General features: G+C 41.2%; 18 protein-coding genes. 8 read left to right on the forward strand and 10 right to left on the reverse strand.

Features of this window, described 5'->3' with window-relative positions; translation table 11 throughout:
* Positions 1-319: 319 nt before the first annotated feature.
* The 4 genes from nudB (at position 320) to C7Y70_RS09455 (ending at position 3,029) form a co-directional block, all read left to right on the forward strand.
* The gene (gene nudB / locus C7Y70_RS09440; protein ID WP_280953829.1) at positions 320-673 is read left to right on the forward strand and encodes a dihydroneopterin triphosphate diphosphatase; all 354 of its coding nucleotides are present in this window, start codon (positions 320-322) and stop codon (positions 671-673) included.
* Between the two features lie 88 nt (positions 674-761).
* Positions 762-1,178, forward strand: coding sequence for a hypothetical protein (locus tag C7Y70_RS09445; RefSeq protein ID WP_135474644.1), 417 nt, complete (start codon positions 762-764; stop codon positions 1,176-1,178).
* Between the two features lie 195 nt (positions 1,179-1,373).
* Positions 1,374-2,684 carry a mechanosensitive ion channel domain-containing protein gene (locus tag C7Y70_RS09450; protein ID WP_135474646.1) on the forward strand — a complete coding sequence of 437 codons (1,311 nt, stop codon included), beginning with the start codon at positions 1,374-1,376 and terminating at the stop codon, positions 2,682-2,684.
* A 99-nt stretch (positions 2,685-2,783) separates the two neighbouring features.
* The gene (locus C7Y70_RS09455) at positions 2,784-3,029 is read left to right on the forward strand and encodes a DUF3297 family protein (protein WP_099295100.1); all 246 of its coding nucleotides are present in this window, start codon (positions 2,784-2,786) and stop codon (positions 3,027-3,029) included.
* A 90-nt stretch (positions 3,030-3,119) separates the two neighbouring features.
* On the opposite strand, the gene C7Y70_RS09460 is transcribed toward C7Y70_RS09455, so the two are convergent.
* Together C7Y70_RS09460 and C7Y70_RS09465 are read right to left on the reverse strand one after the other, a co-directional pair.
* Positions 3,120-3,530 carry a MerC domain-containing protein gene (locus tag C7Y70_RS09460; protein WP_135474648.1) on the reverse strand — a complete coding sequence of 137 codons (411 nt, stop codon included), beginning with the start codon at positions 3,528-3,530 and terminating at the stop codon, positions 3,120-3,122.
* An 11-nt stretch (positions 3,531-3,541) separates the two neighbouring features.
* A complete protein-coding gene (locus C7Y70_RS09465; protein ID WP_167850807.1) occupies positions 3,542-4,018 on the reverse strand; it encodes a Fur family transcriptional regulator in 477 nt (158 codons plus the stop codon).
* A gap of 162 nt (positions 4,019-4,180) precedes the next feature.
* Here C7Y70_RS09465 and C7Y70_RS09470 point away from each other — a divergent pair, with 162 nt between their 5' ends.
* Together C7Y70_RS09470 and C7Y70_RS09475 are read left to right on the forward strand one after the other, a co-directional pair.
* Positions 4,181-6,628, forward strand: a complete 2,448-nt coding sequence (locus C7Y70_RS09470; RefSeq protein ID WP_135474652.1) for a TonB-dependent receptor — start codon at positions 4,181-4,183, stop codon at positions 6,626-6,628.
* Between the two features lie 33 nt (positions 6,629-6,661).
* Complete coding sequence (locus C7Y70_RS09475; RefSeq protein ID WP_135474654.1) at positions 6,662-8,056, forward strand: 5-methyltetrahydrofolate--homocysteine methyltransferase; 1,395 nt, start codon at positions 6,662-6,664, stop codon at positions 8,054-8,056.
* A 106-nt stretch (positions 8,057-8,162) separates the two neighbouring features.
* On the opposite strand, the gene C7Y70_RS09480 is transcribed toward C7Y70_RS09475, so the two are convergent.
* From C7Y70_RS09480 to C7Y70_RS09495, 4 genes are all read right to left on the reverse strand, one after another.
* Positions 8,163-9,464 (reverse strand): DEAD/DEAH box helicase, encoded by a 1,302-nt coding sequence (locus tag C7Y70_RS09480; protein WP_135474656.1) that lies wholly within the window; start codon positions 9,462-9,464, stop codon positions 8,163-8,165.
* A gap of 333 nt (positions 9,465-9,797) precedes the next feature.
* On the reverse strand, positions 9,798-10,985 hold the full coding sequence (locus tag C7Y70_RS09485) for an alpha/beta hydrolase-fold protein (RefSeq protein WP_135474658.1): 1,188 nt from the start codon (positions 10,983-10,985) through the stop codon (positions 9,798-9,800).
* A gap of 113 nt (positions 10,986-11,098) precedes the next feature.
* Entirely contained in the window at positions 11,099-12,919 is a 1,821-nt protein-coding gene (glmS, locus tag C7Y70_RS09490; protein WP_099295093.1) for a glutamine--fructose-6-phosphate transaminase (isomerizing), read from the reverse strand.
* Positions 12,920-13,032: 113 nt separating this feature from the next.
* Positions 13,033-13,791, reverse strand: coding sequence for a DeoR family transcriptional regulator (locus tag C7Y70_RS09495; RefSeq protein WP_099295092.1), 759 nt, complete (start codon positions 13,789-13,791; stop codon positions 13,033-13,035).
* A gap of 158 nt (positions 13,792-13,949) precedes the next feature.
* Here C7Y70_RS09495 and C7Y70_RS09500 point away from each other — a divergent pair, with 158 nt between their 5' ends.
* Both C7Y70_RS09500 and C7Y70_RS09505 read left to right on the forward strand, forming a co-directional pair.
* Positions 13,950-14,852, forward strand: coding sequence for a pepsin/retropepsin-like aspartic protease family protein (locus C7Y70_RS09500; protein WP_135474660.1), 903 nt, complete (start codon positions 13,950-13,952; stop codon positions 14,850-14,852).
* A complete protein-coding gene (locus C7Y70_RS09505; protein WP_135474662.1) occupies positions 14,852-15,382 on the forward strand; it encodes a sugar O-acetyltransferase in 531 nt (176 codons plus the stop codon). Before C7Y70_RS09500 ends, C7Y70_RS09505 begins: the two co-directional genes overlap by 1 nt.
* Positions 15,383-15,433: 51 nt before the next feature.
* Here the strand turns inward: C7Y70_RS09505 and C7Y70_RS09510 are convergent, their stop codons facing one another.
* From C7Y70_RS09510 to C7Y70_RS09525, 4 genes are all read right to left on the reverse strand, one after another.
* A complete protein-coding gene (locus C7Y70_RS09510) occupies positions 15,434-15,877 on the reverse strand; it encodes a transposase (protein WP_135474664.1) in 444 nt (147 codons plus the stop codon).
* Positions 15,878-16,082: 205 nt separating this feature from the next.
* Entirely contained in the window at positions 16,083-18,500 is a 2,418-nt protein-coding gene (locus tag C7Y70_RS09515; RefSeq protein WP_167850808.1) for an ABC transporter permease, read from the reverse strand.
* A 92-nt stretch (positions 18,501-18,592) separates the two neighbouring features.
* Positions 18,593-20,989: an ABC transporter permease gene (locus C7Y70_RS09520; RefSeq protein ID WP_135474668.1), complete on the reverse strand. Its 2,397-nt coding sequence runs from the start codon at positions 20,987-20,989 to the stop codon at positions 18,593-18,595.
* Between the two features lies 1 nt (position 20,990).
* Entirely contained in the window at positions 20,991-21,695 is a 705-nt protein-coding gene (locus tag C7Y70_RS09525; protein WP_054454271.1) for an ABC transporter ATP-binding protein, read from the reverse strand.
* Positions 21,696-21,697 lie beyond the last annotated feature (2 nt).

Raw genomic sequence — 21,697 nt, forward strand, 5'->3', positions numbered from 1 at the left:
TCTCTAATACGGGCTCTATCTGAATGTTCTCAAAACAAAGAGCATTGAAAACTGTTGGTATAAGTAAACGCCTCAAAATACGGAGTTAACCACACTACAGGGACTTATTATCAATAACATTACTTTATAACAAGGGCAGTAAGAACCAATACAGCACACAAGTGTCTGTTTTAAAGCAATTGAAATTACGATATTGAATTGAACATGGGAATATTTTCAGCGATCTATACTCTTGTTTAACCTCCTTTTTCATTCTAACTATGCTCACACCTTGAGCGTGGTTTTAGTTAATATTTGAGGGCTAAACATACAAATAACACTGCACGCTAATTTTTGGCAATCGGTAACAAGTGACATCAATGAAAGCGAATGCCCTACACCAACCTCCTTCCTTGAATTACCTAAAGAAACAGGAATAAATGCAACAGCATTAGGCTTGACCATTCGTAACCATAAAAAAACCAACCAATATACAATTCGCGAAAGCTGGCGTCATCGTTATCATGCTAACGCACTAATCAATACTGAGCATGTGTTTAGTATTTGCGTCCCTGATGATATTAGCATTCAACTCGACCCCTGCGAACATACTGACTATATGTGGTTATCACAGCAGCAAGCGGCTGAAAAAGCATGGTCACCGAGTAATCGCTATGAAATACTCGCGTTATAAAGCACCGCTAGTTGTTTCGTATTTACTAAAGAGTTTAGTACCTAAGCCGATACAAATATACATAGGTATCAATCCAACTAGCTAAAGTATGAACCTCGATACAAGCAAATCAGCACAAAGCATCAATACTGAGCACGCAAGCGCTAACAAGGCAGCAACCGCAACTCATTATCGCCTTTCAAAAGAAGAGCAAAACAAGCTCACTGGGCACGAAGAGAAGCGTACCGCCAAAGCAGTAGAGCTCGACGTACCTGATCATATAAAAAGAATGATTGAGCAGTTAGAAAAGCTTAAAGAGCAGCTCGAGCTTGCTAAAGAACGACTCACTGAGCTAAAACAACATAAAGATAGCCAAAGTGATGCACTGCAAAAGCAAATTGAAATACAAAGTGAAATGGTTATGGCGCTTGAACAACAGGTTATTACGCTCATGCAAGACATTGGCGATGCCATGAAAGAAGCCGGTGTTAGCGACCCTGGGATATTGTTGAGTATCCTTGCCTAACCCTCGCTACTTATAAGCGAGTTGATTCATAGAAATACCGTAACGTTCATCAACTACCAATGCTGCTAACTACGGCAAAATAATCTTAATTAAAAGCCCTCCTTTTTCAAATTACTTACAACTGATAATAATACTGTAAATTTTAAAACTTATACGCCATAGTAAAGCATCTATTTAATCTCAAAAGTATGTAATATGGATAGTGAGCTTTTTTCCAGACAACTTGATTCTGTTTGGTTATCAATCCAGTCAATGCTAAGCCAACCAGCAACTTACCTTCAATTGCTAGTAATTGTCGCCAGCTACACCGCTGCTTACTGGATTTATTCAAAAACAGTAAAAAAGCGTGTTGATAATCACAGTAAAGCGGCCTCAGATCACCCCGTTAATATTATGCTGTTTCGTCTTAGTAATGTTGTTTACCCACTAGTAGCGATAATTTTATTGCGAGTATTTACCTCCATCGGCATCACTGCTGACTTACAAGTGTGGCTCATTAATACTGCGCTAAATATTGCGGTATTAGTATTTGCTTATTCAGTCATTAAAGAGTTTGTCAGTAATAGCTTTATGTCTACACTATTTAAAGTAGTGGGCTTACCTATCTTGTTGCTACATTTATTAGGCTATTTACCAACATTTATTAAAACGCTTGAAGCAGTATCAATTAACTTAGGCAATATTCAAATTAGCCTGTATGGGCTGTCACGAGTACTCTTCTTTGGTGCCATATTATTTTGGCTAGGACGCGCATCGAGCAATGTTGGCAAGGTTATTATTCGTAATCAGCAAACTCTGGATATTAGTACTCGCGAAGTATTCACTAAGCTTTTTGAAGTAGGCTTGTTTTGTATTATCGCTCTATTGTTATTGAACATTATGGGCGTAAACCTTACAGCATTGGCTGTGTTCGGAGGCGCTTTAGGCGTTGGTTTGGGGCTAGGTTTACAAACTATTGCTTCAAATTTCATATCAGGCATTATTATCTTACTCGATAAATCACTCACCATTGGTGATTTTGTTGAGTTAGAAAACGGTAAAAGCGGCTTTGTAAGAGAGTTCAAAATGCGCCACGCCATTTTAGAGACTTACGATGGTAAAGACATACTCGTTCCTAACGAAACCTTTATTTCATCACTGCTCACCAACTGGACACATAAAGATCCTAAGCAACGCTATAGGGTTGATTTTAGTGTGGCATATGCCACCGACGTCAGAGCCATGGTAGAAATAATTAAAGCCGCTGTTGCCGAGCACCCGCAAGTTATAAGTGGCCCTGAAATACCCTTTGAGGAGCGCCCAGACTGTGAAATAGATAGCTTTGGTGATAACGGTATTAATATGTTTGTTGAGTTTTGGATGCAGGGAATTGATGACGGTAAAAATCGCGTTGGCGGCGACTTACTGCTAATCATTTTAGAAACCCTTAAAGCTAACGATATCGCTATTCCATTCCCACAACGCGAAGTCACCATACTCAACGAAAACTTTGTTGGTAAAACTTAAATTTTAGGCGTAAATTTATCCGACGCGGATCAAATTTGATTGAGCTCACTGCATTGATTGCCTACAATGGCGCACAATATATTCAATGCAGACACGATTATGACTGATACCAATAAACCAGAATTACCTGATCAACTTTCGATCAACCCTCGCAGCAAGTTTTATGTTGAAGAAGTATTTGAACATGAGATTGGTGTAAATCTTAACGGCAAAGAACGTTTTGACGTTGAAGAATACTGCATCAGTGAAGGTTGGATCAAAGTAGCGGCACCTAAAGCGCTAGACCGCCGCGGCCAGCCTTTACTTATGAAAGTAAAAGGCACTGTGGAAGTATTTTACAAATAAACAAACTGTTTACTGTTAATACTATTACGCCGACGCGAGTCGGCGTTATTATAATCATATTTGACTAAATTCATTTCAACTTGCTTGCTACTAAGCATTAGCTGAACATGGGCAATCATCACTCTTTGCAAAGCACTGGCGATAATTAAACCAATGTGCAACAGCGATAAAAGCCGCGCCCACGAGGGTAAACCCTTTTTCGCCCAACTCACCCAACAACGCTTCTGCAAATATTATAGCTAGCACCATTAACATTACGCCTATCAAGCCTGAAACCATATAACGCAGGCGCTTATGCTTTTTACAGCCTAAGCTCAATGCAAGCACACTGGTAGGGATGACGGCTACTAAAATCCACAAATGAAACTGTTCATTATCTAGTTGTAGTGCTGCAAAACTAGGTAACAGTGTAAGTAAAATAGGGGTTGCAAAACAATGCACGGTGCACACCATCGAAAGTCCTATTGCAAGCTTATCCATTACACTTTGTGTTGATTTCATTCTAGCTTCCTCTAATTGCTTTTAAGCGGCTTAAGTTTACATTGACAACATAGTCCCGAAATTTCTAACTGTGACCCACTTGGTGTAAATCCCGTTACCTCTATTTGATTGAATAAAGCCTTCACTTTGTCGTTTGCATCATCCATTTCAACAACTTTGTTACATGACCTGCAAATTAAAAACATCGAGAGCTGATGCTGGCAACCAGCATTAAGGTGACTGCATGCCATAAACTTATTTTCTGATTTTAATCGATGTACTAAACCTACAGACTCTAAAACATCTAAAATCCGATATACCGACATCGCCAAAATAGGCCCCCCCATCACCTTGTTAAACTGATCAGTCAGTTCGTAAGCAGATAATGGCGTTTTTGCATGCAGTAGAATTTCTAATACTTGTTGACGTTTTTCTGTCAGTTTTTTGCCAGAGGCTTCACACTTTGCATTGGCAAACCGAACTGTTTTTTTTAGTTGCTGTTTATTCACATTACCCACACTAACTGCTGGGGTTTGGGTTCAATCTCTGTCATTCCTTGCTCCTTATAGCTCCATCTTAGGTATTTCAAATAACATTCTTTAACTTTCACTTGATACATTATAACATTTCAAGCACAATTGATACAGTATAACATCCAACAAGGTAGTCAAATGAAACGAAGATCTCAATTAGCTGTACTAATTGCAGCTTTATTACCAGCAAGTGTGCTTGCAAATTCCATAGAAGGCATTGTGTTAAACAAACAAGGCAAAGTAGTTATCAACGCCACTGTGGAAGTTGAGGGCTCAGATGTGAAAGTCGCCACGGATAAAAATGGTAAATTTGTCATCACCGATTTAAAAGATGGATTAAAAGAGTTTCACATTACCGCTCCTGGTTATGCTCACCTTCATCGCGACATCTCATTTGACAACAATGAAAATCAATCTATTACTTTTAACTTACAACGTTCACCAATTGAAGTAATTGACATTGAAGCCACCCCAATTCATATGTCGGCAATGGAGTCCGCCTCACCAGTTAGCGTTTTATCAGGCGAACAATTAAGACGCCAGCAAGCTGCAACCCTTGGCGATAGTCTTGAAAAACTGCCAGGTGTTAATACCAACTTTCATGCAAAAGTAGCCAGCACACCCATCATTCGCGGCTTAAGCGGTCCTCGCGTACTCATTACTCAAAACGGCCTCGATGTCAGTGATGTGTCAAGAGTGGGCCCTGATCACTCCGTCGCATCAGAGGCATCAACCGCAAAACAAATCGAAGTATTACGTGGTCCTGCCACTTTATTTTATGGCAGCGGTGCAATTGGCGGTGTTGTTAATGTAGTTGATAACCGTGTACCAACAGACAGCACAACTCGCGGCGAATGGAACCTTGAACATAACTCTGTTGATAATCAAAAAGTAGCCTCGTTTAATGCCACTACCGGTACTGATTCATTCGCTTTTTATGCCGATGCCTTTTGGCGTGAAGCTGACGACTATGAAATACCTGTGGCAGCTGAATTAGCCCACGATGACCATGACCATGACCATGACCATGAAGAGCATAGTGGCGATTACACCGTTGCAAACAGCAGTGAAGAATCTGATGGTTTCACCCTTGGAACTAGCTATCTATTTGACCAAGGTTTTGTTGGGATAGCTGTTGAACAATTTAATCGTCAATATGGTATTCCTGGACACACTCATGGAGGCGAAGAAGATCATAGCGCTGAGGAAAGCGTATATGCCGATTTAGATCAAACTAAAGTGCAGTTGCTTGGTGAATATAACCTATATAATCAATGGCTTAATAAAGTAAACCTACGTGCAGGTTTTACAGATTACGAACATGCTGAAATTGAACATGGTGCAGTGGGCACCACGTTTGAAAACGAAACCAATGAGTTACGCGTAGACTTAATGCATAACCCGGTTGCGCAGTGGAATGGTGGTTTGAGCTTTCATTACAAACGCAGTGATGTAAAAGCACAAGGCTCAGAGGCATTTACACCACCTTCACAAACGCAAAGTTTTGCTGTGGCGCTGATGGAAGAAAAGCACTTTGGTAACTTTTTAGTGCAATTAGGGGGTCGTGTTGAACGTGTAACTATTGATGCAGACAACGTACTATTACCAAACATTGATGCACACGCACATGATGAAAATGTTGATCATGACCACGATAGCCATGAGCACAGCCACGAAGAACACGCTGATATCATTCGCGTATTTGATGTAGAGCAAGAGTTTACTCCAGTCAGTTTATCAACTGGTGTGGTGTGGGATTTTGCACCTAGTTACAACTTGGGTTTATCGGTATCTCGTTCTGAGCGTGCCCCTTCTGCCTCAGAGTTATTATCATTCGGGCCTCACATAGGCACAGCCACTTATGAAGTAGGCGCACTATTTGATATTCATGAAGACGGCCATTTGGGTTTATCTGAGCAAGCAATTGACCTAGAAACAGCAAACAATATTGATTTAACGTTTCGTAAAACCCAAGGTGATATCGGTTTCATTCTTAATGCTTTCTACAACCAAGTCGACAATTATTATTACCAAATAGACACAGCCCTATACGCCGAAAGCGGCCACGACCATGGTGATGAGCACGACCACAGCGGTGAGCATGACCACGGTGATGAACACGATCATGCATCTGAACTCCCAGTTTATTTATTTAAAACAGATGACGTAATTTTACATGGTTTTGAAGCCCAAGTTGCATGGCAGTTAACCAATGAATTTAAAGTAGATTTATTCTCAGATTACGTACGCGCCCGCCTCAAAGATGGTGGCGATTTACCACGCACACCACCGCTACGTTTTGGTACTGAGTTAAGCTATCAAACAAATAAGCTGAGTGCGCATCTCCATGTAACTCGCTATCAAGAACAAGACCGCATCGCGTCAGAAGAAACAGCTACAGATGGTTACACCATGCTTGATGCCAGCGTTTCATATGATTTATCAGTGCTAAACCAAGATGTTTCACTGTATCTACGTGGCACTAACTTAACAGATACCGAAGCGCGCGTTCATAGCTCATTTTTAAAGAATATAGCGCCACGTCCTGGTCGTAGCTTTGCACTGGGTATTCGCGGTTATTTTTAAGCGCTAAAAAAATTATAAATTAAGGAAATTATTATGACTAAACTATTTAAATTAAAACTAATTGCACTGGCAATAAGCAGTACATTAATCACCGCTTGTGGCGATGCTGAAACAAATATCGTTGAGAAAGACCCTATTGAAGTACCTGATGAGCATAATCATGGTGACGACCATGACCACGGCGATGAATATACAATTGATTCATTGGGTAGACTTGTCGTACTAGCTAGCGACAGCAACGCAGCAAGCTTCTTTGACTTAGACGATAATGAGCTGCTTGAAACCTTTACACTTAACAATGATTCAAACACACTGTCGTCATCACCTGATTTTCGTTATGCAGTGATCGCTTCTCGCGCACAAGATTACTTAGGCTTTATCGACGGTGGCTTATGGCGTGAAGATCATGGTGAGCATTTACATGATTACAAGCAAAGCCCGGCAGCTATCAGTTATGAGCTAACGAGCGGGAGCCGCCCAACACACCTAGTTAAACACGATGGTAAGTTAGCCATATTTTACGATGGCGATGCAGAGTCAGGTACGGTTGCATCTGTTGAAGTATTAACAGATAACGATATCACGAGCGCATCAGATACCCTTCCTGGTATAAGCTACGATATTAATATGCACGGCGTAGCAGAGCCGCGTGGTGAGCACTTATTAGCCACCATTCGCCGCGATGATGCTCAAAGTACATCAAACGCTAAAATCCTGCCTGACCAAGTGGTTGTTTATCATTTTCATGATGGCGAATATGAGCTTGAACAAACATTAGAGCTTACTTGTCCTGATTTACACGGTGCAGCACAAAACCACGACTATATTGCATTTGGCTGTAGCGATGGCGTGCTATTAGCGCATCAACACGACGACGAATACGAAGCTGAAAAAGTGGCAAACATTGATGCGGTAGGTGACTTACGTATTGGTAGAATTTACGGCCATGAAGCCAGCGAAACCTTTATTGGTATTGCCTCTGGTCACGGCGGCGGCCCTGCTGTGATTGTGAGTATAAATCCTGCGAAAGCTGAAATGGAAGAATTAGAATGGCAACTAGCCGATGGCGCAAGTGCAGTGTCTTACTCTTTCTCAGCGAATGGCGAGCACTTTTTAGTTTTAGACAGCCTAGGCTTTTTAAACGTGCTGGAAGCACATACGCACGACGGCCACATGCACTGGGAACTAGCAGGCCAAGTTGATATCACTGAACAAGACGTAACAACCATGCCTGAAGGCATGAAGTTTAGTATGACAGTGGCACAAAATGGTCATTTCGCTTATGTAGCCGACCCTATTGCTCAGCACGTTGTGCAAGTACACCTAGAAGATTTAGAAATTGAAGGTGAACTAGAACTTACATTCCCACCAGCAGCTATTACTTGGTTAGGTATTGCACAAGAGGAAGAACACGACCACGAACATTAAACTCGTAGCGTGTTTATCTAACGTTTTGGGCTAGAGCCATAAAACACAAAAACCCGTAATTAGTTAAGCTAATTACGGGTTTTGTAATCCTATGGAGGCAACTAAATCATTTACGGCGCCAGCCGCTCCAAACGTCATCTTCTTGGCTGGCTTTGTTTTTCTTCTTCTTTTTACCTGTGCCCTCTGGTTTGGCCATTGGCTTGTCGTTTTTAAGCGCCTCGGCGGCATCAAGGTTGGCTTGGTTTACAGCAAAGCCTGTTACCTCTTCGCGCTCTAAACGTAGTTTGTTTTTCTTTTCAATAATTCTAAAGTGATGAAAGTCTTCATAATCAATCAGTGATAGCGCTAAACCTACTTCACCAGCACGACCGCTTCGGCCAATACGGTGCATGTAATCAGCGGGGCTGCGTGGTAGGTTAAAGTTTATTACCACTGGCAGCTTTTCAATATCTAAACCACGGGCGGCAATATCGGTTGCAATAAGCACTTCAATCTCACCCGCTTTAAATTTTTCTATTACGCGAGTTCGTTCACTTTGGCCTTTATCGCCGTGGAATACTTGCGCGTTCACACCGCGTTTTTCAAGTTTGCTGGCTAAGTGCTCACAGTCTTTTTTGGCGTTCACAAAAATCAGTGCTTGGCGCCATTTATGAGTTTTAATTAAATGCGCTAAAACCGTGGTTTTCTCGCCTTTGTTAACACTAAACACGCGCTGTACAAGTGTGCTCTCTTCTTTGTTTTGTACTTGTATTTCAACTGGATTATTTAGCAGCTCTTGCGTTAATTGTGTTACTTGCTCAGGAAAGGTCGCTGAGAACAACATAGTTTGTTTTTTAGCAGGCATTAACGCTAATAGCTCAGCAAGTTCTTCAGTAAAGCCAAGGCTTAGCATACGGTCAGCTTCATCAAGCACAAGCGTGGTTACATTATCGAGCTTAATCGCATTGCTTGAGATTAAATCAAGTAAACGACCTGGTGTTGCCACAATAATATCAGCGCCACCACGAAGTGCCTGCATTTGGGTATTAACCGACACACCACCAAACACAGCTACTGTTTTAATCGCGCCATTAAAGTTTGCAGAGTATGATTTAACGCTATCGGCCACTTGCGTAGCAAGCTCACGAGTCGGCACTAAAATAAGCCCTGTTACAAAGTTACCCTTACTTGCAGTACTTTTAGCGCCCTGCTCTAGGAAAGCTTTTTGCAACATAGGTAATGCAAACGTTGCTGTTTTACCTGAGCCGGTATTCGCCCCAGCAATTAAGTCACTTCCCGCCAAGATACTTGGAATTGCTTTAGCCTGAATCGACGTAGGTTGCGTGTATTCAAGATCAGACAATCGAGCAATTAGCTCTGGAATAAGGCCAAGTTCGTTGAAATTACTAGGGTTTGCGGCTGAGGTCATAAAAAGTGCGGCTCATTACTAAAAATAGCCTGCAATTTTAGCGTATTTATTGCCCGTTAAGTAGGGATTAGTGATTTTTATGTGGTTTAGTTAACAGTCACGAATTTCGAGCTACAAGTTACGAGCTAATTTGTGATATTGCTTTTTGCCGAATTTTAGTAATTATAGTTACAGAACCTTGTCCCCTCATAGAAACACAAGTGAATTAGAGTGTCAGTGTCAGTGTCAGTGTCAGTGTCAGTGTCAGTGTCAGTGTCAGTGTCAGTGTCAGTGTCAGTGTTTCAAGCCTATCGAGGCATTCATAAAAAGCCAACAACTAAGTTGGCAATATTATTAGCGCTTACTTAGTTCTGCTTGCAGCCTAGCTTTTGTTTCTTTTAGGTAATTTATATAAGGGTATGAATCATCTGCGATTGCTAAAGCAGATTCCATTTGTGCAAGTGCTTGACGAGTATCACCTTGCATTTCATAACCGTAGGACAAGGCTGAAAGCGCATCAACTGATTTTGGGTAGTTTTTTATATTGTACTTAAACACCTCTATAGCGCGGGTAAACTGCTTGCTGTCCGTTAGGTTGTAACCAAGTAATCTAACAGCACGATCTGGTGGAGATACCTGCTCACCCCATTGCTGAGACAAAGTTTTGTAGTATGTATTAATAGAGGCTACCTCGTCAGTTAAAGCACCTATGGGCATTTGTTTAGGTAAAAATAAGTGGTAATAAGCATTAAATGCGCCAGCAGCAGAAGTTAAGTTATGCGAGATGCCATCAAACGCATCACTAAAAAAGCGTAACCCTCGTACTTTATACGATTGTAGTGATTGCTGTAATTCATCGTACCTTTCACGCATTATGCCGGCTTCTTCGCCGATATTCATATAAACGTAACTATTAAGCTCTTTGTTTTTAGCGATAAACGACTTTGTGCTTTTTACTGACGCGCCATAGTTCCACCATACCGCAGGACTATAAGCAATGTGCGCTTGGAATAACTCAGGTTTGGCTTGCAACGCGTATAGCGCAAATACACCACCAGCAGATGCGCCAGCAATCACTTTATAATTATGCGTACGATAGTTTTTATTTACTAAAGGAATAAGTTCTTGTTCAAAGAACGCTAAAAACTTTGCCGCGCCGCCCCCTTCACCGACAGGACCTTGCGGCTCTTTATTCACTGTAGGATAAAAATCTCTGAGTCGATTAGTGTTTTCAATAGCGACAATAATAACCTCAGGCGCACGATTATCATTTTGTAAACGCTCAATGACAGCACTGGCAAGCGGTATATTACCCGCACCATCTAAGCGATATATTACCGGATAAACTTTATCGGGCTCAGCTTGGTAGCTTTTAGGCAATTGAACGACAACTGTGCGTTCTTCGTTTAAAACAGCCGACTTAAAAGTGTGCGTGTGCACAGAGTAATCAGCACTTTGCTGTTTAGTGCCAGATTGTGAAAAGGCACTTTGTGAACTAAAAATACTAAAGCTAATAAAACACAGAACAGCAAATAAACGCATAACTAATCCCTTAGAGAATAATGAGTTACTTAAGCTAACAGAGTTTCAGGCATAAAAAAAGGCGCATTGAGCGCCTTTTTAATTTTTATTCTGGATTTACCAACCTGTTGATTTTACTCAACAGTAACCGATTTTGCTAGGTTACGTGGTTGGTCAACGTCTGTGCCTTTAATTACCGCTACGTAGTATGAAAGTAACTGTAGTGGAATTGTATATACCACAGGGGCAATCACGTCATCTACGTGGTTTACGTTGATAACACGCATTGTATCGTCTGATGCGAAGGCTGAGTCTTTATCAGCGAATACATAGATAATACCGCCGCGCGCACGGACTTCTTCAACGTTTGATTTAAGCTTTTCAAGCAATTCATTGTTTGGTGCTACAACAATAATTGGCATGTCAGCGTCAATAAGCGCTAATGGACCGTGTTTAAGTTCACCAGCTGCATATGCTTCAGCGTGGATGTATGAAATCTCTTTAAGTTTAAGCGCGCCTTCCATCGCGATTGGGTATTGTGAGCCGCGGCCTAAAAATAGTGAGTGATGCTTATCAGCAAACTCTTCAGCTAAATCTTCGATGCCATCAGCTAGCAATAACGCTTCTTCTAATTTGTTTGGCAGCGTTTTAATCGCGTTAACAATCACGCTTTGATCTAAGCCTTTTTCTTGCGCTACAGACGCAGTAAGCATTAACAAACCAACTAATTGTGTGGTAAATGCTTTAGTAGACGCAACACCAATTTCAGCGCCCGCTTTGGTCATAAAAGCTAAGTCAGATTCACGCACAAGTGATGAACCTGGCACGTTACAAATGGTCATTGAGGCCATATAACCTTGCTCTTTCGCTAAACGAAGTGCAGCTAATGTATCGGCTGTTTCACCTGATTGTGAAATTGTCACAAGTAGGCTATTTTCGTGTACGAACGATTGGCGGTATCTAAATTCAGAGGCAATCTCAACATTGCAGCTCACACCAGCAAATTGCTCAAGCCAGTAGCGAGCAACCATACCTGAGTGATACGAAGTACCACAGGCAATAATTTGTACGTGTTTTACGTCTTTAAAAATTTGCTGTGCACTGTCGCCAAAAGCATCAATAGCAACGCGGTCGTCATTTAAACGCCCGTCTAATGTATTACGTACAGCAAGTGGCTGCTCGTAGATTTCTTTTAACATGTAGTGGCGGTATTCACCTTTACCTGATGCATCTTGCGTGATGTTTGATTCAATCACTTCACGCTCAACAGCGTTACCGTTTGCATCAAAGATTTCTACACTGTCACGAGTAATACGTGCTACATCGCCTTCTTCAAGGTAAATAAAGCTGCGTGTTACTGGTAATAACGCTAACTGATCAGAGGCAATAAAGTTTTCACCAAGGCCTAAACCAATTACTAGCGGGCTGCCTGAACGAGCCACGATAATTTCGTTATCGTTAGCTTTATCAAATACCACTGTACCAAAAGCACCTTCAAACTGTTTCACAGCCGCTTGCACTGCCGCTAATAAAGTTGTGTGCTGTTGGCGAAGCTGATGAATTAAATGCACCATTACTTCGGTATCAGTATCTGATAAAAACTCATATCCGTCGCCTTTAAGCGCTTCACGCAGGCTCGCATGATTTTCAATAATGCCATTATGTACTAAGGCAATTTCACTGTTTGAGATATGTGGATGAGCGTTTGCTTCTGTCACACCGCCATGAGTTGCCCAGCGTGTGTGCGCGATACCGGTCGTGCCTTTTACACCCGCAGTCTCAAGAGCACTGTCAAGGTTTGCTACTTTACCAACCGCTTTTACAGTGTTCAGCGTGTTGCCTTCTAAAAGCGCTACACCCGCTGAGTCATAACCACGGTATTCAAGGCGTTTTAAACCTTCTACTAAAATTTTATTTACTGGACGTTCTGCAACGGCCCCAACGATTCCACACATAATATTCTCCATTTGCACGTGCCAAAATTAAATTTTAGGCCGTATGTGTTGTCATAATGATTAAAAGATAAAAGCAAATGTTGTCGGTTTGCCTTTAACTAAATTGAAAATTGCTATTCAACCTCGGCACAAACTAACTTTACACCGCATGCTTCAAGTGCCTTGCGAGTATCAAGCGCAAGGCCACTGTCGGTGATAAGTGTTGTTACACTTTGCCAAGGTAGTTCTAAATTAGGTATTCGGCGTCCAATTTTTTCAGACTCAACCAACACGATTACCTCACGAGCGGCTTCAGCCATTACTTGGCTTAGCCCTACTAACTCATTAAAGGTTGTAGTTCCTCTTTCAACATCAATGCCATCTGCACCAATAAATAGCTGATCGAAGTCATAAGAGCGTAAAACATTCTCTGCTACTTGGCCTTGGAACGACTCTGAATGCGGGTCCCAGGTTCCTCCGGTCATCAATAATGTTGGCTCATTTTCTAATGAAAGCAATCGGTTAGCTACATTGATAGCGTTAGTCATCACCACTAACCCACGCTTCTTAGCCAGCTCTGGGATCATCGCTGCTGTAGTGCGGCCACTGTCTATAATGATGCGGTTGTGATCTTTTATAAGGCTAGCTGCGGCTTGAGCAATTGCCATTTTGCGAAGCGAATCGCTATTTGCCACGATTTCTTGCGGTAATGCAATGGCACCACCGTAGCGGCGAAGTAATAAGCCGCTTTTTTCAAGCGCAGTTAAATCTTTTCGAATGGTTACTTCAGACGTTTGAAATTGCTCAGCCAGTACCTCTACACTCACTTCGCCTTGTTCATTTACTTGGCTTAGAATAGTGTGTCTGCGCTGTTGAGTGTTTCGTTTGGTCATTAAATGCCTAATAATAAGTTTCGTTTCGAAAGAAGCGAGATTTTAAACGAAACAAATACATTTGTATATGGACAATTTTTAATCTTGCACGTTATTTTAATTTCCTGCACAATGGTTAAGTAATAACAATATAAAAACAATAAGTTAAAGGAATAATTATGAAACTAATACTTACATTATGCTTAGGCATTTTCAGTTCATATGTATTAGCAGGTGTCACACCTTGGCTAGATTTCTCGTTAGAAAATGGCCACATAAAAGTACCCACCACCGTATCAGGTATACCTAGTAAAGCTGTTTTAGATACCGGCGCCCAATTGAATGGTATTAATCCTCGCTTTATTAGTAAGAACGAGCTCAACCTCAATAAAGGGGGTAAAACACGGGTACGTGGAGTGTACGGTGTTGAAGATAAAACCACATATAATAACGTGCCTATCAATTTATTTGGTATGGAGACCACCATTAATGATGCGGTAGAAATAAACCTAGGTCATCATGAAAATTCGTTACTCTTTGGTGCTGGGTTTTTCCGACAATTTATAATGCAACTTGATTATCCAAATCAAAAAATGCGCTTGGTCACTCATGATGCTTTGGACTTGGGTAAAATAAAAAATATTAAGATGGAAAAACAAAAAGGCTCTGGCATGCCTATTGTTGAAGTTGAGCTGGGCGAAGGTAAATCAATTTGGTTGATCCTCGATACCGGCAACAATGGCGGAATAATAGTCAACCGTAACGTAGCCCGTAGAATGGGTTGGATTGAAAATATTGATCGGGAATCACAAGTCAGCAGAGGTGTAACCACCAGCGCTATAACTGAAAACTTTCGTATCCCTTGGTTAAAGTTTGGCCCTTTTGAAATGGAAAATGTACACGTTAGTATTCCTGACGAAGGTGAAACAGCAAACCTTAATAGTCAGTTTGAAACAACAAATACACGTATTAAAGGTCGAAATGTACAGGGCCTTATTGGGTACGATGTGTTAAAACATTTTTTAGTTACTATTGATTATAGACGTGGCCACGCCCACATCGGTTTGCCAGAAGAGTCATAATGCACACACAATTTAACAGCTTAAATAAAAGTACCCGCGAGTCACGCAAAGCCGCTCATGAAATATGCCGCTTATTTAATAAAAGCCCAAGTAAAGGCAACTTAAAACGCATAACAGGACTGTTTGCTAACTCCGGCTCGGGCGTCATTATTGAAGCTGGCTTTCATTGTGATTATGGCTCACAAATACAAATTGGTGATCGTACTTTTATAAACATTAACTGCACTGTGTTAGATGCGCCAATTAATGAAGGAGCCATAAGCATTGGCGACGATTGTTTGATCGGCCCAAATGTTCAGCTATTAGCGGTATCGCATGCTATTAATCCCACTGAGCGGCTCAATAAAGAGAACTTTGCAGCACCGATTACTATCGGTAATAACGTGTGGATTGGGGCGGGAGTTATCGTTTTAGCGGGTGTTAGCATTGGCGATAACGCTGTAGTGGGCGCAGGGTCGATAGTGACCAAGGATGTGGCTGCAAACACTGTTGTTGCCGGTAACCCCGCGATAAAGCTTAAAGATATTTAATTATATATTGTAGGTCGTCGTTTACGGCGACAACTCCCTGCGAAATTAAATTTACAAATATACTGAATTCCAATACGGATAATCACCAATTCTAGCTACCAACTTACGCCTCAAAGGGTTTGCAGCAATATATCTTGCTATTTCAACCCTATTTTCTTCTCGCAGCGCATGATCATAATACACTCTTTGCCATACAGGCTGATTTAAATCTCGTAGTTTATTAACTTCCCGAGCTGATGCGCCTTTCAAGTGGCCCACTACAACCCCTAATTCACTATTTTTAAGCTGCAACAAGCCATGGAAATGATCAGGCATTAAGACCCAAGTTAACCAACAGCATTGATACTTGAGCTCATTATTAGCAATACATCTACAAAAAGTATTGGCAAGATCGGAATTACTAAAAACTCTTTCTCTGCGGTTGCATGTAAATGTAATGAAGTACTCACCTGATTGAATTGATACGCGCCCTTTCTTTAAGTTACTCCAGCTCATTTGATAAATCCCTTTTCCTAAAGCAGAAATAAAATATAGCCTATTTACGCGCTAAAGCACGTCCTACACCTTTCTACAACCTTGTAGGTCGTCATTTATGGCGACGATAACATAAACACTTAAGTTACACTTTACGCGCTAAAGCACGACCTACATCTTTCTACAACCTTGTAGGTCGTCACTTATAGCGACATTGTTTACTTATCTACTCGTCGCGTAAAACAAGCGCTGGCCGTGTACTGGCAGCTTTAAATGCAAGACTTGCAACGGTCAGCCAAGTTATAACTGCTACAACTAAAGCTGCTAAACCATAAACCCAAATAGGTTGCCCTATGCGGTCATTAAAACTATTTAGCCAATTATCTGTTAACCAATAAGCGAGCGGTATACTTACTACTAAACTCAATGACACAAGTTTTAAATAAGACACACTCACTGCTGTTACCAACTGAGTGATTGTTGCCCCCAAGACCTTTTTAATCGCCAACTCTTTTTGCTTCGAAAGCACCGTTTGAGATACCAATACGGCAAGGCTAATAACGGTTAGCGCTGTGCTCAGAATTAACAACCATTTTGATAAGGTTGTTATCCTACGCTCATTTTTATAATTTTTTGCGTAATCATCCTCAAATCGACTCACTTCAACATCAAGAATGGCAAAGCGCGATTTTAATAAAGCAGGGATCTGCCTTTTTAAATCAGTAAATGAAGCATCATCACTTAACTTTATAACAATATTGCCATGACCATTTGGCAAGTAGTTTCGGCCTAGGTTAAAAGAAAGCGGTGTCATTTTATGTTTAGCTGAGCCAACTTTCACGTCAGCAACAACACCAACAACAGTAGCGTTTAAGTTAGCTTCTGCATTGCTGAGCGTCATACCAATCACTTGTTGCATTGACTCATACCCCGCTAAATGCACCATAGACTCAGTGACAATTAACGCAACATGTTCAGAGCCATCCGGCTGCTTTTCAAACCAATCACTTTGAAAGTCGCGATTAAAGTCTCTACCCGCTAACAACTTAAGCCCCAATGCTTCAACCACATCAAAGCTTGTTACCACTGAAGGAGCAACCCCATCAACGAACTGCCCATTAGGCCAAGTTAGTTGCACACCGCCGCGCACTTGTTCAGTAAGGTTTATGTCGGTTGCACTGAGCGAAGCAACGCCTGGTAAATCGGCAATTGCTGATATTACGCGTGTGTTATCTTTATCAAAAAGTTGTGTAGTTGGAATGTTTTTAACGATGAGTCTATTTTGGGTTTGATAGCCCACATCCATATTCGCAACAAACTCAAGCTGCAACTGCGCAATAACAAATACAATAAATATGAAAGTGGCTAAACCTGCTTGAAAGCTCAGTATACCTTTGACCAGTAACCCCAAATGATACTGATAGTGTGTTCTTACTAAGAGTTTTACATCAACATTTGCAACCACTAAGCCTGCATATACGCCATTAAATATACCTATTACACAAGTTATCAAAATAGCCATCAACACCATTGATTTATCAAGCACAAACGAGATATGCGACTCAGCTAGCTGGTTAAAATAATCATGACTCAACTCCACAAATGCCAAAGACAACACTACGGCAAAACCAGTGAGCACAATTGATTCAACTATAAATAGCCGAAACAATTGACCTCGGCTGGCACCAATCGCCTTTTTAATCGCTATTTGCTTGGCAGTCCTGCCCACACTGACTAAATTAAAGTTGATAAAATTACAGGTTATTTGTAAAAAAATAATAAAAATAAGTCCGCAAGCAATAGCCACCGCAGTGATTGACCCAGGCGCTTTCATTTCATAAGTGGAGCGACCTTTTAAATAAATATCAGTGATATTTATTAATTCATATTGCACCGTTTTGTGCTCTGCTGATTTTGTTGTTAAATACTGCTCAAACAACTTATTTTCAAGTGCAGTAATATCTGTGTCGACTGCTGTTTTTATATAAACATAACCATGGGGTTGTTTTTCAAGAGCTGTGGGGAAAGCGGTGAGTACGTCAAACGCAAAGTGAGTTTGTGTTGGTAAGTCTTTAAATACAGCGCCGATTGTGTAGTTTTGTTCATTGGCACTTAGCCGCTCACCTATCACATCAGTACCAGCAAACAGCCTGATAGCTTCAGATTCACTGATCGCGAGTTGATTAGGCGTATTCAACACCTCGTTTATATCTCCACGCGTCACATCTAGGTAAATAAATTGCGATAAATTATTTGAAGCAAAATAAACGTTTTTTAGCTTCACTTTAGTTTCGCCATTACTTGTGCCTACATGACTTACTTCTGTATTAAAGTGGTGACCTACATACCCCATAAATTCAGCTGGTATTAAACCAAATACGTCTTCAACATCACTATCGTTTAGCAGTGCTTGCGCCACAGCTAAATCGCGCATCGGCATTAATGTATCGAAACCAAAACTTGTAAAATCTACGTGCGCCCGATAAACCCGCTGTTTATCCGGCTGATTACTATCATAAGAGAGTTCATGCTGTACAAATAAAGTCAGCAATATTACTGCTGCCAACCCAGCACTATAACTAACAAAGTGGAGCCAAAATAATCGAGTCACTTTTGTTCTTATTGAGGTAATTAATTGTTCCAAAATGATCATCCTTTTCAACTTGCTTTACGCTGCCAAAATTTAACTCGACACTTTGGCAGCGTTAACATTTTTATCTAAAGCATCACTTTTTATTACTCATAACGTAGAGTAAGCGATGGTCTCGTACTGGCGGCTTTAAAGGCGATGCTTGCAACCGTCAGCCAAGTGATCGCAGCAACACTCACAGCAGCAACCAAATAAACCCATAGCGCTTGATCAACACGCTCATTAAAGTTCGCAAGCCAATCACCCACCAGCCAATAGGTTAGCGGGTATGCTATAGCCACACTTCCTAACACTAAAATTAAAAACTCTTTTGCCAGTAGATTCATAATACTGATGCGTGATGCGCCAAGCACTTTGCGTACAGCGACTTCTTTTTGGCGACGAATCGTAGCAAATGAAGCTAAACCAAAAGTACCTAAGCAAGTTAAGAACACTGCAAGGCCAGTAAATATAAGTACGACAAGAGAAACACGCTCATCACCTTTTAATACCGCTTTATAGTTTTCAGCTAGCAGGTTTATTTTTGGCTCATAAATATTAGACACTTCAGCTAAAGCTGTGATCACTGCTTGTTTTATAGCAGGGAGGTTTTGCACGTTCACGGTTAAAATTACTTCAGATACTGGTGTTAAATAGTTATAACCACATAAAAACATAATGTTAGAATTCGCATCTTGTGCATTACCAACCTTTACATCTTTTACAACACCAACAACTCGCATATCCACATTACGCCCTGTGTCTTTAATTGTTTGTCCAACAATATCAGCCATATTGCTATAACCAGCCTGCTTGGCAACGGTTTCTGTAATAATTGTACCTACTGTTGTAACCCCGTTTACTCGCGTCGCCCAGTCTGAGGAAAACTCACGGCTAAAGTCTCTACCAGCAATAAGCGTAAGGCCTAGCCCTTTTACAACATCAAAACCAGAACCTATCACAGGGGTTATTCCACCTGAAAATTCACCATTGGGCCAAGTAGGCTGTAATGTATTATTAATTGAAACGGTTAAACGAGTATCAATAATCGTTGCTTGCTCTACACCATCTATAGCCGTCAAGCGATTAATTAGTGCGCTAGGCTGCTGCGTAAATACCGATTGCACCGGCAACTCTGAAACCACTAAGCGTTGCTGCGTTTGATAGCCCAAAGGAAGACTTTGTAAGTGAGATAATTGTTTTAACAACGTAACCGATGCAATGATCAAACCGATTGCCAATGAAGCTTGCAAGGTCAATAAACATTTACGTACCCAAATGGCCGTATTACCGCGTTGTAAATCGCCACTTAACACTCGTTTTGCGCTAAATGATGAGATAAACAATGCCGGGTACAAACCTGCAAGTATGCCTACAGCAATAACAACAGCCATAATGCCCAAACCAAAGGCTGAAAAATAACTCACTACCAGTTCACGATCGACCAGCTGGTTAAAACTTGGCAATAACAGCTCCACTAACACACAGGCAATAATCATCGACAATAGAGCAACCAAAGTAGATTCAGCTAAAAACTGTGTTACTAACTGCAGCTTACTTGCACCAAGTGCTTTGCGCACACCCACTTCTTTAGCGCGCTTTGCAGACTGTGCCACCGTCATATTGATAAAGTTAAAGCCAGCAATCAAAATAAGTAACACGCTCAACCCTGCACAAATCGTTACAACTTGCTTTGCGCCGCCTGCTTTCATTTCAAATGGCGATTTTGCTGTTAAATGTAAGTCTAGTAATGGGTGTAACTCAATGGCAACTTGACCCGCCATTTGCCCATTGAAGTACTGTTTAGACAGTGTATCAGCGAGTGCTTTTGGATCTGCTTGCGGCGCCAAACGCATATAAACATAACTGCTATTAACCATCAGGTTATTTGGATCATGTTTTACATATACGAGGTTTTTAAATGCAAAGTGAGTATTGCTTGGTAAATCTGCAAACACCGCCCGTACAGTATATTGCCCTTGTTCGTGCTGTAGCGTGTTACCAATAACATTTATTGTACCGAAAATTCGCAGTGCTTCAGATTCACTTAGAGCCAAGCTCTCAGGTGTACTCATTGCATTTTTTAAATCCCCTGCCAATGTGTTTATATTGATAAAGTTCTCAATATTTGGCGTTGCCCCATACAAGTCATTAAGTTTAAAACCCTGATCCCGGTACTGCACGTCAACCATCGCCTCTCTGGTCCACGATACCATCGTCAAACCAAACACTTCTTCTACTTGGCTATATTCAGTGGCTTTTGCCGCTTGAGAATAATTAAAAATAGGAATGACTGATAACCCTAACTTTGAGTAATCTTGGCCTACACGGTAAACACGTTCAGCGTGAGGTTGCTGACTATCGTATGACAACTCGTTTTGTGCAAACAGTGCCACTAAAATTGCCGCAGCTAAGCCGATACTTAGCCCTAAAAGGTTTAGGATAAAATGCTGTTTTTGTTGCTTAAATGATCTTAAAGCAGTGACTAAATAATTAATAAACATATTAAGCAACCTCAACAACGGCTTGCTGCGCAATATTTGCTTTATCAAGCATCACTTGGCCATCCAATAGGCGCACTAAGCGATCAGCATAGGCACCTTCTTTTTCTGAGTGAGTCACCATAATAACCGTGGTGCCCTCGCGGTTTAATTCGCGTAGCATCGCCATCACTTCATCACCGTTTTTAGAATCGAGGTTACCGGTTGGCTCATCGGCTAAAATTAGCTTGGGATTAATCACTAATGCACGCGCAACGGCTACCCGCTGCTGCTGACCACCCGACAGTTGCTGTGGTAGATGCTCGCCGCGGTGATCAATACCCACGCGCTTTAAAATGGTTTCTACGCGTTGCTTACGCTCACTTTTTGATATTTTTTGGTACTGTAATGGCAGCTCTACGTTTTCATAAACTGTTAGCTCATCAATCAAGTTAAAGCTTTGAAATACAAAGCCAATTGATTCTTTACGTAGCTCTGCTAGTTGCTTTTCGCTATAGCCTGCAATGTCAGTTCCCGCAAAGTCAAAGTTGCCTGAGGTCGGTGAATCAAGCATACCCAAAATAGAAAGTAGCGTTGACTTACCACAGCCAGATGGCCCCATTATCGCTAAAAAATCGCCTTCGTTTACAGTTAAGTTGATATTGCTTAGCGCTGTAGTTTCAACATCTTGAGTACGAAATACGCGGCTTAGATTAGTTAGTTTGATCATTG

Origin of the sequence: Pseudoalteromonas sp. KS88, from assembly GCF_004766475.1 — a bacterium.
Taxonomy (GTDB): Bacteria; Pseudomonadota; Gammaproteobacteria; order Enterobacterales; family Alteromonadaceae; genus Pseudoalteromonas.